Raw genomic sequence first — 15,301 nt, 5'->3', positions numbered from 1 at the left:
ATGTCGTGGAGTGGAAACACATCGAAATGCCGCACCAGTGTCCTGAATCCGAACTAGGCAATTTTTGCCGGGCGCGGTATGAATCGTTAACAGATACTTTGCGCCCGTTGCATGTCGCTATGACGCGCCCGCCGGTTGAGGAGATTTCCGATGCGTTACGATGATTTCCGCCGCAGCGACAATATCGACGACCGCCGCGACGACGGCGGCTATGGCGGAGGCGGGGGCGGTGGTTTCGGATTTCCGATGGGCGGAGGCGGCGGGCTCGGCATCGGCACCATCGTCGTGCTCGGCCTGATCGGCTGGGCGGTCGGCATCGACCCGCGCATCCTGATCGGCGGCGCCGAGATCCTGACCGGCGGCCAGCAGCAGGCGCCGAGCTATCAGACCGATCGCAAAACCGGCAGCCCGCCGAAGGCCGGCGCGCCGACGGACGAAATGGGCAGCATGATCGCCGGTGTGCTCGGCGAACTCGACGACCGCTGGAGCGAGATCTTCCAGGCCAGCGGACAAACCTATCGCGGCCCACGTATCGTGCTGTTCAAGAATGCCACCAACGGCGGACGCTGCGGCATGGCGCAGTCGGCCATGGGGCCGTTCTATTGTCCGCCCGACAAGCAGATTTTCCTCGACACCGGATTCTTCCGCGAGGTCGAGACCCGTTTCCGCGGCTGCTCCGGCAGCGCCTGCAAGTTCACGGCGGCCTATATCATCGCGCATGAAGTCGGCCATCACATCCAGAATCAGCTCGGCATTCTCTCCAAGGCGAGGCAGATGCAGGAGCAGGCGAGCAGCAAGGCCGAGGCAAACAATATTCAGGTGCGCGTCGAACTGCAGGCCGACTGCCTGTCCGGCGTCTGGGTGAACCGCGAAGAGAAGAAGCGTCCGGGTTTCCTCGAAGCGGGCGACATCGATGCGGCGTTGCAGACGGCGGCGGCGATCGGCGACGATACCTTGCAGCGAAAGGCGCAGGGCCGCGTGGTGCCCGACTCGTTCACCCACGGTTCGGCGGCGCAGCGCAAACGCTGGTTCATGACCGGCTTCCAGCAGGGCACGGTGCAGTCCTGCAATACATTCGCGCCCGGCGTTCAGCTCTAGAGCCTGTTCATGACCAACGAGGCGCCTCAGTTCGTCCCGCTCAATATCGCGGTACTGACCGTGTCCGATACGCGCTCGCTGGCCGACGACAAATCCGGCACGACGCTGGCGGATCGCCTCACGGCGGCAGGGCATCACCTTGCGGCGCGCGACATCGTCACCGACGACGCCGATGCGATCCGCACCAAGCTGCGGATGTGGATCGCCGATCCCGGCGTCGATGTGGTGATCACCACCGGCGGCACCGGCTTCACCGGCCGCGATGTGACGCCGGAAGCGGTCGAGCCGCTGTTCGAGAAGCGGATGGACGGTTTTTCGATCGCGTTCCACATGCTGAGCCACGCCAAGATCGGCACCTCGACCATTCAAAGCCGCGCCACCGCCGGGGTTGCCGGCGCGACATTCATCTTCTGCCTGCCGGGCTCGCCGGGCGCGTGCCGGGATGGATGGGACGGCATTCTCGCGCCGCAGCTCGATTACCGCACCAGGCCATGCAACTTCGTCGAGATCATGCCGCGGCTGGACGAGCACCTGAAGCGCGGCAAGGCGAAGACATAACCGCCAGCTAAAGCGCCAACTCCCACGTCTCGCCGATCAGGTCGTGGCCGAAACTGCGATGCGGTTCGGTGGCGACATGCACGAAACCTGCGCTCTGATAGATACCGCGTGCCGCAAGCAGGATGCTCTGGGTCCACAGCGTGATCTTGCGGTAGCCGCAACTGCGCGCGAAGGCGATGCACTCATCAACCAGCCGTTTGCCGATCCCGAGGCCGCGACCCGCCGGATCAGTCAGCAGCAGGCGAATCTTTGCGACGTCGTCGGAATGCTTCACCAGAAACACCGATCCGACCTGTCGCCCGTCGATCTCGGCGATCCAGCAGCGTTCGCGCGCCGGATCGAAGTCTTTCAGGAACTGCGCGACGATCTCGGCGCAGAGACCTTCGAAGGAGATGTCCCAGTTGTATTCGCGCGCGTAGAGCAGGCCGTGCTGCTGCACGATCCATCCCATGTCGCCGGGCCGGTGAGTGCGCAGCGTAACTTCTGGACGTTCGTCCGCATCACCCAGCAACCGCTCGATCGTTGTCATCGCGGCCACGAGACGCTGCCCGCCGTCGCCAGGCAGCGCTTCAATCATATTGCCGACTTCCTGACGCGACGCGCGCTCAAGGCGGCTGAAGGCCTGCTTGCCCTTGGCGGTGAGCGCGAGTTCGAACTGACGGCGATCGGAAGGGACCAGCTTGCGCGTGATCAGTCCCTGTTCCGTGAAGTCCTGAACGATGCGGCTGAGGTAGCCGGGATCGAGGCCCAGCTCGGCGCCGATCTCCTTGGCGAGAGCGCCGCCGCGATGCGCCAGTTCGAACAGCACGCGGGCTTCGGTCAGCGTGAATGGACTTTCGAGCAGATGCTGCTCAAGCACGCCGATCTTGCGGGTGTAGAAGCGGTTGAACCGCCGGATCGTGTCGATCCGCGTTTCCTGTTCGGCTTTGGAATGTGGGCTCATGGCGAGCGACGCCTCGTCCTGTTCAGACGGGCATTTTCGAGATATTGTTGACGCAGTCAAATATTATTGTTGACGGGGTCAACTAATGTCAGGCGGCGACGAAAATCCGTGTCCGCAGCACGGCTCGGCCGGTTCGGCCTAGTTTCGAGAGCAGTTTGGCTTCGGCGCGGCGCGCCGCAGGGGCATAGCCGCCGACCCGCTCGTAATGGTCGCGGGAAATCAGCAGACCCTGATCGGGCGACGGGCCGGAGATGAACCGCGCCAGCGATTTCACCCCGTCGCGCACCGTGGCGTCTTCATAGGGAGAGCGCGCGTAGCGGAAGACACCGGCGCGCTGGCGGCCGCTCAGGGAAACGCCCTGAATGAACTGGGTGGTTTCGTCGATCCATCCCGAATCCAGCACAGCACCGGGCAGCAGGAACAGCAGCCAGGGCGAGCGGCTTTGCTGGGCGCCCGCCGCGAGTGCGGCAGCGCGTGAGCCCTCGAACTTCAGGAAATGGCAGCCGGCAATATCGGCGACCCGCTCGATCGCCTCGGACGCAGCGCGATCCACCAGCACCACGTCCCGCACGAGGCCGGCCGCCGCACCGGGCACCAGGGCCGCGAGGGTGGCAACAACGGGTTGCTCGACGCCTTCAGTGGGGATGACAACGCTGATCATGAGTGGGTGAAATACGTGTCCGCCAAACGATTGATGCGAAACCGTTATCATCTTGTCACAGTCAGAACAGCCCGTCAGGTGCAGCTTTTTGCGGCATTCATTAACGGCTAGGCAGGCTCGGGAACCGTCGCTGGATGACCCGCCGGACTGATAGCGCACTTGCCGAGACCGGCCCAAATATTTGGGGACAGGCGCCCTTGAAGTTCTTGTTTTGTTCTCGTGCGATGCTATGTTCTCTCCATGAGCCATGCATCCCATGCCCTCAAGCACCCGCCGGTGACGCCCCCCTCTGATCCGGCGGGTGCTCCTTCTCCGTTTCCCGAGATCGAAGTCGCGATCGACCGCCAGCGGAGCAGGGGACGCGGAGCGCAATCCAACGCCAGCGGACGCTTCGAGGCCGAAGCGCGGGTCACCTTCGACGACGGCTGGCAGAGCCTCGAAGAGCTGCCGCCGTTCAAGACCACGGTTGCGGTCGATACCGCGCGCAAGGTCATCACCCGGAATGACTCGCCGGACATCGGATTCGACCGTTCGATCAATCCGTATCGCGGCTGCGAGCACGGCTGCGTCTATTGTTTCGCGCGTCCGACCCACGCCTATCTCGGACTGTCGCCGGGGCTCGATTTCGAATCCCGGTTGTTCGCCAAGCCGGACGCGCCGGAACTGCTGGAAAAGGAACTGGCCGCGCCGGGATACGAGCCGCGCATGATCGCGATCGGCACCAACACCGATCCCTATCAGCCGATCGAGCGCGAGCACAAAATCATGCGCGGCATTCTCGAAGTGCTGGAGCGCGCCTCGCATCCCGTCGGCATCGTCACCAAGTCGGCCCTGGTGACGCGCGACATCGACATCCTCGCGCGGATGGCGAAGCGCAATCTCGCCAAGGTCGCGATTTCGGTGACGACGCTGGACCCGAAACTCGCGCGCACCATGGAGCCGCGCGCCGCGACGCCGCCGAAACGACTGGAGGCGCTGCGCCAACTGGCTGACGCCGGAATTCCGACGACAGTGATGGTCGCGCCTGTGATCCCCGCGCTGAACGATTCCGAGATCGAGCGCATTCTCGATGCCGCCGCCCATGCCGGCGTCAAGGAAGCGAGCTACGTGCTGTTGCGGCTGCCGCTCGAAGTGCGCGATCTGTTCCGCGAATGGCTGATGGCGAATTACCCGGACAGGTATCGCCACGTCTTCACGCTGATCCGCGATATGCGCGATGGTCGCGATTACGACTCGCAGTGGGGCACGCGGATGAAAGGCACCGGGCCGATGGCCTGGATGATCGGGCGGCGGTTCGAGATCGCCTGCGAGAAGCTCGGCCTCAACAAGCGGCGGTCGAAACTGACGACAGCCCACTTCGCGCGGCCCAAGCGTGCCAACGAGCAACTGGATCTGTTTTAGCCGCCGCTGAATAGCGGGCACGGCTGAAAATTCCGGCTTGCGGGATGGTTGCTGCGCCCGCAGCATCGCCGCATGATTCGGAAGTCCCCAGCGGTTCCAAAAGAGGCGAAAAAAGCGAAACGAAGCGGCGTGATCGCCGTCGCGGCGCCGAGCTTTCGCCGTGAGCGTGCATTGCTGAAGCGCGGCGTCTGGCCGGTTGCAGGTTGCGACGAGGCGGGGCGTGGGCCGCTGGCCGGTCCGGTGGTTGCTGCTGCCGTGATCCTCGATCCGAAAAAAGTTCCGAAGGGCATCGACGATTCCAAGCGGCTGACGCGCGAGCGCCGCGAGGAACTGTTCGAGGAGATTTGCGCGACCGCGCTGGTTTCAGTTGCGATTGCGCCGCCGTCGCGGATCGATCGCGACAATATCCTGCGCGCCTCGCTCTGGGCGCTGGCGCGCGCGGTGCATGCGCTGCCTGAGACGCCGAAGCACGTCTTTGTCGACGGGCGCGACCGGCTGGCTACGTCCTGCGACTGCGAGGCGGTGATCGGCGGCGACGGCATCGTGCTGTCGATTGCCGCGGCCTCGATTGTTGCAAAAGTCTCGCGCGACCGGCTGATGTGTCGGCTGGCGCAGGATCATCCCGGCTACGGCTTCGAGCAGCACATGGGTTACGGCGTACCGGCCCATCTCGAAGCGCTCGACCGGCTCGGGCCGACCATTCATCACCGCCGCTTTTTCGCGCCTGTCGCGGCGTCACGCCGCAAGCATTTTGGGGAAGACGACACCCCGGCGGCAGCCCAGATCGAGATGATCATGTCGTCCGAAGAGGCAATCGCGGCCATCTGAGCGGTTCGGTTGCCTGATTGCCTCGTGCGCTCTATCAGTGAGGCATCCTTCCACGGGCTAGTGTCCCGTATCCGACGTTTGCTTCATTCTGCTGCGCTTTCCGAGCAAACGTCGGATACGAAAGGACACTAGCAAACTATGATTGTGGTGATCCTTTGGTTCTGACATTCGTAAAGTGCCTGCGAAGGATATGATACGAATGTCAGAACCGGATCACCATTCAGGCGTTTCATGCGTTTCACATCCCTGATCGTTGAACTGGTCCGCGCCCGGCCGCGGCTGATCTTCTGGATCGTGGTGCTGGCGCAGGCGGCGCTCTGGCTGCTTTTGCCGTGGCTCCTGTACGGAAGTCCGCCGGGCGACGTCGCCACGGTGCTGGCTTTCGGCAGGGAATACCAGGTCGGCACCCACCTCGGCCCGCCGCTGGCGTTCTGGCTCGCCGATGTCGCGTTCCGTCTGTCCGGCAATCATATGTTCGGCGTCTATCTGCTGGCGCAGCTCTGTTTCATTCTGACGTTCTGGGCGTTGTTCAGGCTTGGCCGCGCCATGGTGGGTGCGCAGCAGGCCGTTCTCGCGGTGCTGCTGACGGCGACGATCACGGCCTTCTCGTTTCCCGGCGCTGAACTCGGCCCGCTCATCGTGGCGCGGCCGCTGTGGGCGCTGATCCTGCTTCACACCTGGGAGATCGTCGGGCAAGGGCGGCGGCGCGCGTGGTTCTGGCTGCCCGTCGAGATCGGCCTGTTGATTTTGACCACGTCGGCCGCGCTACCGTTACTGGCGATGCTGGCAGTGTTTGTGCTGGCGACGGCGAAAGGCCGCCGCGCATTGTTATCGACCGATCCGCTTTATGCAGCGGTCGTGGTGATCGTGCTGGTGCTGCCATATTGGATCTGGCTGATCCGCGCGAATGCGCTGGCGCTGCCGTCGTTGCCTGCGGTGGCGGAGTTTCAGGAGCGGCTGCTCGGATGGGGCGGGCTGCTGGCGGGACTGCTGTTCGCCCTGTCCGGTGTGGCGCTGCTGCTGATCTTCAACTCCCGCGCGCTCGACCGCAAGAGCGAGGATCCGCCGCTGATCTTTCGTCCGCCGGTCGATCCCTTCGCGCGGCTGTTCGTTTACGTCTTCGCGCTCGCCCCGCCGGTCTTGCTTAGTTTCATCGCCGCGCTGTTCGGCCAGGATCAGGTCATTGGTGGCGACGGGATCGCCCTGCTGCTCGCAGGACTTGCGGTGATCGTTGCGGCGGGAGATCTCATCGCGCTGCGGCGGCAACAGCATCTGCGCTCGGTGTGGCTGGTCATCATGGCCGCGCCGATTGTGGTTGTCCTCGGCATGACATTCATCCAGCCCTGGATCGGAAGCACCGAGGTCAAGACCTCGCTTCCGGCGCGCGATATCGGGCGCTTCTTCGGCGAGAATTTCGAGCGCCGCACCGGCCGACCGCTCGCCGCGGTGGCGGGCGATCCGCATCTTGCGACATTGATCGGCTTCGGGGCGTCCTCGCGCCCGCACGTCATGTTCGATGCAACACCACAAGAGACACCGTGGATCACGCCCAAACTGTTCACCGAGAACGGCGGCGTGGTGGTCTGGCGTGCGGCGGATACCGTCGGCACGCCGCCCGCTGACATCCTGAAGCGGTTTCCCGGCCTCGTGCCGGAAGTGCCGCGATCTTTCGAACGCCTGGTCAAGGGCCGCCAGGCGCTGGTGCGGATCGGCTGGGGAATCGTCCGCCCGCAGACACCAAGGCAAAGCTCTCGATAACAAGGCTCCGGATCACAGCGAGACATCATGAGCGCGCAGGCGGAAAAATCCGGGGCGACATTTCTCGACCGCCACTTCGGCCTCACGGAGCACGGCACGACAGTCCGCACTGAATTTGTCGCCGCGATCACCACGTTCCTGACGATGGTCTACATCGTGTTCGTCAATCCGGTCATTCTCGCCAATGCGGGGATGGACAAGGGCGCGGTGTTCGTCGCGACCTGTCTCGCAGCGTCGGTCTCGACGCTGGCGATGGCGTTTCTGGCAAACTATCCGATCGCGCTCGCGCCCGGCATGGGATTGAACGCGTTCTTCGCGTTCACCGTCGTGCTCGGCTACAAGTACACATGGCAGCAGGCGCTCGCCGCGGTGTTCTGTTCAGGCGTGATCTTCTTCGCGCTGTCGATCTTCCGGCTGCGCGAGTATGTCATCGACGCCATTCCGCGAAACCTGAAATTCGCGATCTCCGCAGGCGTTGGATTATTTCTCGCGATCATCGCGCTCGAACAGGCGAAGATCGTGGTGGCGAGCCCGGTGACGCTGGTGACCGCGGGTCCGCTCGGCATCGCGCATCCGGCGCCCGTGCTGTGCCTGCTGGGCTTCGCGCTGATCGTGGCGATGAACGCGCGCAACATCGCCAGCGGCACGCTGATCGGCATTCTCGCGGTCTCGCTGATCGGGCTGCCGCTGGGACTGACCAGCTTCAACGGCGTGGTGTCGCTGCCGCCGTCGCTGGCGCCGACATTGTTCCAGCTCGATTTCTCGCGCGCAACCGAGCTGACATTCCTGATCGTGGTGTTCAGTTTTCTCTTTATTGACGTGTTCGACAATGCCGGAACGCTGATCGGTGTGACCCACCGCGCCGGCCTCACCGACAAGGACGGCAACCTGCCGCGTATGAAGCAGGCGCTGATGGCGGACAGCTTCGCCGCGATGTTCGGAGCGCTGATCGGGACATCAACCACCACGAGCTACATCGAAAGCGCATCGGGCGTCGCGGCGGGCGGCCGTACCGGGCTGACGGCGGTGTTCGTCGCGCTGTTCTTTCTGCTGGCGCTGTTCTTCGCGCCGCTCGCCGGGATGGTGCCGGCCTATGCGTCAGCCGCGGCGTTGCTCTACGTCGCCTGCGTAATGGCGCGGGGACTTGCGGACATGGCGTGGGATGACGTGACGGAATACGCGCCAGCGGTGGTCACTGCGATTGCGATGCCGCTGACCTATTCGATCGCGACCGGCCTCGGTCTCGGCTTCATCAGCTACGCGGTGATCAAAATTCTCGCAGGCCGATTCTCGGATGCGAAGCCCGCCGTGCTGGTGCTCGCGGTCGTGTTCGCCGTGAAGTTCGCGATCGGCTAGTGTCCCGTATCCGACGTTTGCTTCATTCGCAGCGCTTCCCGAGCAAACGTCGGATACGAAAGGACACTAGCAAATAATAATTCTAGTGATCCTTGGTTCTGACATTCGCAAAGTGCCTACGAAAACACATACGAATGTCAGAACCGGATCACTAGCTGGCCACAGCCCGCCGCTGCATGAGCGCGGCGATGCCAAGAGCGGCCAGCGCGAGGGCAACCGCCGGAAACACCACCATGTTGACCATCGACCAGCCGTAGCTCGCGAGCAACTGGCCCGACGAGAACGAGCCGATCGCCACCAGGCCGAATACGATGAAGTCGTTGAAGGCCTGCACCTTCTTGCCTTCCTGCGGACCATGCGTCTCCACGATCAGCGCGGATGCGCCGACGAATGAGAAATTCCAGCCGACGCCGACCACGAACAGCCCCGCCCAGAAGTGCATCGCGGTGATGCCCGCCAGTCCGATCACCGCGGCTGCGGCTTCCAGGATAAGGCCGACGACGGCGACCTTCGCCGCGCCGAAGCGGGCGATCAGGTGTCCGGTGAAAAAGCTCGGCCCGAACATCGCGACGATGTGCCACTGAATGCCGAAATTTGAATCGCTCAGAGTCAGTCCGCAAAACTTCATCGCCAGCGGAGCGGAGGTCATCAGGAAGTTCATCGCGGTATAGGAGACGGCACCGCAAACGACGGCGGCGATGAAGCGCGGTCGCCGGACGATCTCCAGCAATGGCCGGCCGCCTCCGGTCATTTGTGCGGGGGCAGGCTTGGGTGCATTGACGCCGGCCAGCACCGCCATGGCAATCAATGCAACGACGGCCTGAACCAGAAAGCTCACCGCGAACAGATACGGCGGCCAGATGTCCATGGTCCATTGCACGAGCTGCGGCCCGAGCACGCCTGCGAACACGCCGCCCGCCATCACCCACGAGATCGCCTTTGGCCGGTAGGCCGCGCTGGCGCTGTCGGTCGCGGCGAAACGATAGGATTGCGAGACCGCGCCGTAGACGCCGCCGAGGAACGTCGCGAAGCAGAAGAGAGCGAAGGAACCGTACAGAATAGCGACAGCCGCGAGGACGCCGCACAGCGCGCCGCACGCGGTGCCTGCGATGAAGGCTGCGCGGCGGCCGAAAGCCTGCGAGATCATGCCGGTGGGCAATGTGCCGGCGGCGAGGCCGAGCATGTAGATCGAAAGCGGCAGGGTCGCGAGCGACATGCTGGGCGCAAGCGTCGCACCGACGATCGAGCCGGTCGCGAACACGACGGCGGCATTCGCGCCGGTCAGAGCCTGCGCAGCCGCAAGCCGCCGCACATTTGCCCGCGCCACCGTGTCGTCGATCGCTCCGTCTGCAATGTGCATATTCATGATAAGCGCCCCGCTTGGCTGCGTGACGAGCAACCCTGATGGCTTATGGCCTGAACCGGTCGTGGGCGCTACACGCGTGGATGCATAGAGGCTTTGTATTCCGTGCGATCGCGGGACGCCGCGATCCCATCTGGTGTATTATCGGACGTTCCCGCGCGCTTGCCGGCGGATCGATAGCGAGCAAATTCGAAGGAGGAAGCGATGCCCCACCTTGGAAGCTGTTTTTGCGGCGCAGTCAAACTGGAGGTTACCGGCTCACCGGAGGCCATGGGTTACTGCCATTGCAATTCCTGCCGTTCGTGGTCCGGCGGGCCTGTAAACGCCTTCAGCCTATGGAAGCCGGAGGCTGTGCGGATCGCATCGGGAGCCGAGTACGTTGCGACGTTCCAGAAATCGGAACTCAGCCAGCGTCAGTATTGCTCGAAATGCGGCGGGCATTTGATGACCAATCATCCGCCCATCGGCCTCGTGGACGTGTTCGCTTCGACGATCCCGACCCTTGCCTTCATTCCTGGCGTACATGTGAACTACGCTGAGACGGTGATGCCCATGCGGGATGGCTTGCCCAAGTTGAAAGACTTCCCGGCCGAACTTGGCGGCTCCGGCGAGATCGCCGCGGAATAGCGGCTGGTCGCTTCGATGCGGCTGACCGTCAATGCCGTGGATGTCCGGTCTGGCGAGTGTTCAGGCGCGCGGGCTGTGCGCCTGATGTCGTCCGCTAGCTTGCAACACCGGCCAGCGCCTTCTGCACAGAGCGGAGGTCCTGCCAGGTCAGGCGCTTGTAGATCGGCTGCCGCAGCAGATACGCCGGATGGAACGTCGCCATCGCCTTGATCGTCCGCGTGCCGGTGTCGTAGTCGATCCACTTGCCGCGCGTTTTCATGATGCCGTCCTTGAGGTCGAGCACCGCCTGCGACGAAGGCTTGCCGAGACAGACCAGCACGTCCGGATCGACCAGTTCGATCTGCCGCCGGATGAAGGGCAGGCAGATCTGTGTTTCCTGCGGTGACGGATCGCGATTGCCGGGCGGCCGCCACGGAATGATGTTGGCGATGTAGACCTTGCTGCGGTCGAGGCCGATCGCGGCCATCATCAGGTCGAGCAGTTTGCCGGAGCGTCCGACGAACGGCAGCCCCTCGAGGTCCTCGTCGCGTCCCGGCGCCTCGCCGACGAACATGATCTTCGCTTCCGGATTGCCGTCCGCAAACACCAGCCGCGTCGCGGTCGACTTCAGCGCGCAGCCGTCGAAGCGTTCGAGCAGTTCGCGCAGTTCCTGCAGCGACGCCGCCCTGGGCGCGATCTCGCGGGCCGACATGATCGCGGTGTCGGGCGCGGGTTGGGCGGAAGCCGGAACAACGGGGGGCGGGTTCGCAGTGCGAAACAGTGCGGGCTTCGCGGCAGGCCGCTCCTCGACCACCGGTTCTTCCACCAGGCGATTGACGGGGGTTTCCGACAACGCGCAATCCACTCCCGCCTCCAGATAAAAGGCGAGAAGTTCGCGGGCTGTGGGCATGGGTTCGGGTGTGGTCACGGCTCTCACACTAGGACGGATTGCGCTGCAGCGAAACGGGGTTGTTCTTGCGCGAAAAATCGGGAAGAACGATGATTAGAAACATTCTGAACCATCATTTTGAGATGACATCATGAGTACCGAAGAGCTTCCTCCGCGCGATTCCATGGAATTTGACGTTGTGATCGTCGGAGCAGGACCCTCAGGCCTGGCTGCAGCCATCCGGCTGAAGCAGATCAACCCGGAACTGACGGTTGTCGTGGTCGAAAAGGGCTCGGAAGTCGGCGCTCACATTCTGTCCGGCGCGGTGATTGATCCGGTGTCGCTCGACCAACTGATTCCGGATTGGCGCGAGGATGCCGACTGCCCGCTGAAGACGCAGGTGAAGGACGACCAGTTCTTCTGGATGACGTCGAGCGCCGCGATCAAGCTGCCGAACTTCATGATGCCGCCGCTGATGGACAACCATCATTGCTACATCGGCTCGCTCGGCGACGTCTGCCGCTGGCTTGGACCGCGCGCCGAAGCGCTCGGCGTCGAAATCTATCCGGGCTTCGCCGCGGTCGAGGTGCTGTACGGCGAGAATGGTGAGGTGCGCGGTATCGCCACCGGCGACATGGGCGTCGCCCGCGACGGTTCGCACAAGGCCTCCTATACGCGCGGCATGGAACTGCTCGGCAAGTACACGCTGTTCGCCGAAGGCGCGCGCGGCTCTCTGACCAAGCAGTTGATTGCGAAGTTCGCGCTCGACAAGGACAGCGAGCCGTCGAAGTTCGGCATCGGCCTCAAGGAGGTCTGGCAGATCGATCCGGCCAAGCACAAGAAGGGGCTGATCCAGCATTCCTTCGGCTGGCCGCTGAACCTGTCCACCGGCGGCGGATCGTTCCTCTATCACTACAATGAGAATCTCGTTGCCGTCGGCTTCGTGGTGCATCTGAATTACGACGATCCGTATCTGTCGCCGTTCGAGGAATTCCAGCGCTTCAAGACCCATCCGAAGATCAGCGGCGTGTTCGAGGGCGCCAAGCGCATCGCCTACGGCGCGCGTGCGATCACCGAAGGCGGTTATCAGTCGGTGCCGCGTCTGACCTTCAAGGGCGGCGCGCTGATCGGCTGCGCGGCGGGCTTCGTCAACGTGCCGCGCATCAAGGGCGTGCACAATGCGATGGGCACCGGCATGCAGGCGGCCGAGCAGGTCGCGGCTGCGCTGGCTGAGGGCCGGACCAATGACGAACTGGTCGGATATGAAAATGGCTGGCGCGATTCCGCAGTCGGCAAGGACCTGCACAAGGTCCGCAACGTCAAGCCGCTCTGGTCGAAGTTCGGCACCATCATCGGCGTCGGGCTCGGTGGCTTCGACATGTGGACCAACACGCTGTTCGGCTTCTCGCTGTTCGGAACGCTGTCCCACGCCAAGCCCGACCGCAAGACGCTCGATCCCGCCAAGGCGCATCAGCCGATTCCCGGACCGAAGCCGGACGGCAAGCTGACCTTCGACAAGCTGTCGTCGGTATTCCTGTCCAACACCAACCACGAGGAAGATCAGCCGATCCACCTCAGGGTTGCGGACATGAACCTGCAAAAGACCTCGGAACATGACGTGTTTGCCGGTCCGTCGAACCGCTATTGCCCCGCGGGCGTCTACGAGTGGGTCGAGGAAGATTCAGGTCCACGGTTCCAGATCAACGCGCAGAATTGCGTCCACTGCAAAACCTGCGACGTGAAGGACCCCAACGGCAACATCACCTGGGTTCCGCCGGAAGGCGGCGGCGGGCCGAATTACCAGTCGATGTAAGCACGATTGCGCGAGAACCGCTGATCGCCACGATTGCGCCACACTGGCTGGGCTCGTCGTTTGACGGCCCCGAATCCTTGCGGATGACGGCCAAAAGAGCCATTGTCCGTAGGCTGCTGGCCTGACCCGGTTGCGCACCTTACCCATCAGAATGGAGCCGGCGAGCGTGAAATTCCAACGTCGTTTCAGCCGCGTGGCCGTCGCCACACTCGGATTTGTATCGGTTCTCGCCTCCAACGGGCCGCTCGCGGCGCAGACCCGGACCAGCGCCAGCGAAGACGCCAAGCAGGCACCGTATCCGAGCGCGCGTGATCTGATCGGCCTGACGGTAGCGGGAAGCTATCTCGCCGCACGCCATGCCAGTGTCGAGCGCGACGCGACTGCGGCGTCGGCCTTCTACCGCGCGGCGTTGCGCTCCGATCCGAAGAACAGCGAACTGCTGGACCGTGCCTTCATCGCGGCCCTTGCCGATGGCGACATCGACGCGGCGGTGAAGCTCGCCGACCGCATTCTGACCGTCGACAAGAACAACCGCGTTGCGCGGCTGGTGGCGGGCGTCCGCTCGCTGAAGCAGAAGAATTACGCCGTCGCCCAGCAGAACATCAATCAGTCCATCCGCGGACCGATCACCGATCTTGTCGCGACGCTGCTGTCCGGTTGGGCCAGCTACGGCGCGGGCAACACCCAGACCGCGGTCTCAAGCATCGACAAGCTGGCGGGGCCGGAGTGGTATCCGATCTTCAAGGACCTGCACACCGGCATGATCCTTGAACTCGCCAACAAGCAGAAGGAAGCCGGCGCCCGCTTCGAGCGCGCCTACAAGCTCGACGACTCCGCATTGCGGGTGTCGGATGCCTATGCGCGCTGGCTGTCGCGCAACAGGGACGCAGCGGCCGCGACTGCCGTCTATCAGGGCTTCGACAAGAAGCTCGCGCGTCATCCGCTGGTGGTGGAAGGCATTCGCGAAACCAAGGCCGGCAAGAAGCTGTCGCCGCTGGCGGAAAATCCGCAGCAGGGCGCGGCGGAAGCGCTGTACGGCATCGGCGCATCGCTGACGCGCCGCGGCGGCGAGGACCTTGCGCTGGTCTATCTTCAGCTTGCGCTCTACCTCAACCCGAACCATTCCCTCGCTCTGTTGTCGCTGGCCGATCTGTATGAAACGGTGAAGAAGCCGCAGATGGCGATCAAGATCTATGAGCGCGTGCCCGCGAATTCTCCGCTCAAGCGCAACGCGCAAATCCAGCTTGCGACCGATCTCGATGCTGTTGATCGCACCGAGGAAGGGATCAAGATCCTGAACGGTGTCGTCGCCGACGATCCGAAGGATGTCGAGGCGATCATGGCGCTCGGCAATATCGAGCGCGCCCGCAAGAAGTTCGCCGATTGCAGCGAGACCTACGGCAAGGGCATCGAAGCCCAGGCCAGCACCACCGACAAGCCGAACTGGGTGTTCTACTACTTCCGCGGCATCTGCAACGAGCGCTCGAAGCAGTGGGCGAAGGCAGAAGTCGATCTGAAGAAGGCGCTCGAGATGCAGCCCGAGCAGCCGCATGTCCTGAACTATCTCGGTTACTCGTGGATCGATCAGGGCATCAATCTCGATGAGGGCATGAAGATGATCCGTCGCGCCGTCGAGCAGCGGCCGGACGATGGCTACATCGTGGACTCGCTGGGCTGGGCCTACTACCGCATCGCCAATTACGAGAACGCCGTGAAGCACCTCGAACGCGCGATCGATCTCAAGCCGGAAGATCCGACGATCAACGATCATCTTGGCGATGCCTATTGGCGCGTCGGGCGGACGCTGGAAGCGAAATTCCAGTGGCAGCATGCGAAGGATCTCAAGCCCGAGGCGGACGAATTGCCGAAGATCGAGACCAAGCTGCGTGACGGCCTGCCCGAGGACACGTCCAACGCCGCCGCCGCCGAGAAGAAGAAGGACGACGGCAGGGGCGGTTAGTCCCGATCGCTCGTTGCCATATCGCGATTGGCAAATTATCACAGTTGTCATGGCCGGGCTTGTCCCG

13 protein-coding genes are annotated in these 15,301 nt (G+C 63.4%); 9 read left to right on the top strand and 4 right to left on the bottom strand.

The window, feature by feature from the left end:
* Positions 1–150 precede the first annotated feature (150 nt).
* Together ypfJ and moaB are read left to right on the top strand one after the other, a co-directional pair.
* The gene (gene ypfJ, locus YH63_RS02570; RefSeq protein WP_046828958.1) at positions 151–1,098 is read left to right on the top strand and encodes a KPN_02809 family neutral zinc metallopeptidase; all 948 of its coding nucleotides are present in this window, start codon (positions 151–153) and stop codon (positions 1,096–1,098) included.
* Between the two features lie 9 nt (positions 1,099–1,107).
* On the top strand, positions 1,108–1,656 hold the full coding sequence (gene moaB / locus YH63_RS02565; protein ID WP_046828959.1) for a molybdenum cofactor biosynthesis protein B: 549 nt from the start codon (positions 1,108–1,110) through the stop codon (positions 1,654–1,656).
* 7 nt (positions 1,657–1,663) lie between these two features.
* Here moaB and YH63_RS02560 read toward each other — a convergent pair whose 3' ends face one another.
* Positions 1,664–2,599, bottom strand: coding sequence for a bifunctional helix-turn-helix transcriptional regulator/GNAT family N-acetyltransferase (locus YH63_RS02560; RefSeq protein WP_046828960.1), 936 nt, complete (start codon positions 2,597–2,599; stop codon positions 1,664–1,666).
* Positions 2,600–2,687: 88 nt separating this feature from the next.
* A complete protein-coding gene (locus YH63_RS02555; RefSeq protein WP_046828961.1) occupies positions 2,688–3,260 on the bottom strand; it encodes a glycosyl transferase in 573 nt (190 codons plus the stop codon).
* Between the two features lie 240 nt (positions 3,261–3,500).
* On the opposite strand from YH63_RS02555, the gene YH63_RS02550 reads away from it, so the two are divergent.
* The 4 genes from YH63_RS02550 (at position 3,501) to YH63_RS02535 (ending at position 8,603) form a co-directional block, all read left to right on the top strand.
* Complete coding sequence (locus tag YH63_RS02550) at positions 3,501–4,661, top strand: PA0069 family radical SAM protein (RefSeq protein ID WP_046828962.1); 1,161 nt, start codon at positions 3,501–3,503, stop codon at positions 4,659–4,661.
* Between the two features lie 72 nt (positions 4,662–4,733).
* Positions 4,734–5,489, top strand: a complete 756-nt coding sequence (locus tag YH63_RS02545; protein ID WP_046829810.1) for a ribonuclease HII — start codon at positions 4,734–4,736, stop codon at positions 5,487–5,489.
* Positions 5,490–5,720: 231 nt separating this feature from the next.
* On the top strand, positions 5,721–7,247 hold the full coding sequence (locus YH63_RS02540; RefSeq protein WP_137325095.1) for a glycosyltransferase family 39 protein: 1,527 nt from the start codon (positions 5,721–5,723) through the stop codon (positions 7,245–7,247).
* A gap of 27 nt (positions 7,248–7,274) precedes the next feature.
* Positions 7,275–8,603 (top strand): NCS2 family permease, encoded by a 1,329-nt coding sequence (locus YH63_RS02535; RefSeq protein WP_046828964.1) that lies wholly within the window; start codon positions 7,275–7,277, stop codon positions 8,601–8,603.
* Positions 8,604–8,754: 151 nt separating this feature from the next.
* Here YH63_RS02535 and YH63_RS02530 read toward each other — a convergent pair whose 3' ends face one another.
* The gene (locus YH63_RS02530; RefSeq protein WP_083992728.1) at positions 8,755–9,969 is read right to left on the bottom strand and encodes an MFS transporter; all 1,215 of its coding nucleotides are present in this window, start codon (positions 9,967–9,969) and stop codon (positions 8,755–8,757) included.
* Positions 9,970–10,170: 201 nt separating this feature from the next.
* Here YH63_RS02530 and YH63_RS02525 point away from each other — a divergent pair, with 201 nt between their 5' ends.
* Positions 10,171–10,593 (top strand): GFA family protein, encoded by a 423-nt coding sequence (locus YH63_RS02525; RefSeq protein ID WP_046828965.1) that lies wholly within the window; start codon positions 10,171–10,173, stop codon positions 10,591–10,593.
* Positions 10,594–10,687: 94 nt separating this feature from the next.
* Here the strand turns inward: YH63_RS02525 and YH63_RS02520 are convergent, their stop codons facing one another.
* Positions 10,688–11,482 (bottom strand): uracil-DNA glycosylase, encoded by a 795-nt coding sequence (locus YH63_RS02520; protein ID WP_046828966.1) that lies wholly within the window; start codon positions 11,480–11,482, stop codon positions 10,688–10,690.
* A gap of 130 nt (positions 11,483–11,612) precedes the next feature.
* Between YH63_RS02520 and YH63_RS02515 the strand changes: the two genes are divergently transcribed.
* Positions 11,613–13,274 carry an electron transfer flavoprotein-ubiquinone oxidoreductase gene (locus tag YH63_RS02515; RefSeq protein ID WP_046828967.1) on the top strand — a complete coding sequence of 554 codons (1,662 nt, stop codon included), beginning with the start codon at positions 11,613–11,615 and terminating at the stop codon, positions 13,272–13,274.
* Between the two features lie 151 nt (positions 13,275–13,425).
* A complete protein-coding gene (locus YH63_RS02510) occupies positions 13,426–15,234 on the top strand; it encodes a tetratricopeptide repeat protein (protein ID WP_046828968.1) in 1,809 nt (602 codons plus the stop codon).
* Positions 15,235–15,301: the final 67 nt, after the last annotated feature.

Source organism: Afipia massiliensis (assembly GCF_001006325.2).
Lineage (GTDB): Bacteria > Pseudomonadota > Alphaproteobacteria > Rhizobiales > Xanthobacteraceae > Afipia > Afipia massiliensis_A.
This window is presented reverse-complemented; position numbering and strand designations above follow the sequence as displayed.

Coding starts and splice junctions, on each gene's coding strand:
- moaB (WP_046828959.1), top strand. CDS start 1,108: ATGACCAACGAGGCGCCTCAGTTCGTCCCGCTCAATATCGCGGTACTG.
- YH63_RS02510 (WP_046828968.1), top strand. CDS start 13,426: ATGGAGCCGGCGAGCGTGAAATTCCAACGTCGTTTCAGCCGCGTGGCC.
- YH63_RS02525 (WP_046828965.1), top strand. CDS start 10,171: ATGCCCCACCTTGGAAGCTGTTTTTGCGGCGCAGTCAAACTGGAGGTT.
- YH63_RS02530 (WP_083992728.1), bottom strand. CDS start 9,969: ATGAATATGCACATTGCAGACGGAGCGATCGACGACACGGTGGCGCGG.
- YH63_RS02555 (WP_046828961.1), bottom strand. CDS start 3,260: ATGATCAGCGTTGTCATCCCCACTGAAGGCGTCGAGCAACCCGTTGTT.
- YH63_RS02515 (WP_046828967.1), top strand. CDS start 11,613: ATGAGTACCGAAGAGCTTCCTCCGCGCGATTCCATGGAATTTGACGTT.
- ypfJ (WP_046828958.1), top strand. CDS start 151: ATGCGTTACGATGATTTCCGCCGCAGCGACAATATCGACGACCGCCGC.
- YH63_RS02535 (WP_046828964.1), top strand. CDS start 7,275: ATGAGCGCGCAGGCGGAAAAATCCGGGGCGACATTTCTCGACCGCCAC.
- YH63_RS02520 (WP_046828966.1), bottom strand. CDS start 11,482: ATGCCCACAGCCCGCGAACTTCTCGCCTTTTATCTGGAGGCGGGAGTG.
- YH63_RS02550 (WP_046828962.1), top strand. CDS start 3,501: ATGAGCCATGCATCCCATGCCCTCAAGCACCCGCCGGTGACGCCCCCC.
- YH63_RS02545 (WP_046829810.1), top strand. CDS start 4,734: ATGATTCGGAAGTCCCCAGCGGTTCCAAAAGAGGCGAAAAAAGCGAAA.
- YH63_RS02560 (WP_046828960.1), bottom strand. CDS start 2,599: ATGAGCCCACATTCCAAAGCCGAACAGGAAACGCGGATCGACACGATC.
- YH63_RS02540 (WP_137325095.1), top strand. CDS start 5,721: ATGCGTTTCACATCCCTGATCGTTGAACTGGTCCGCGCCCGGCCGCGG.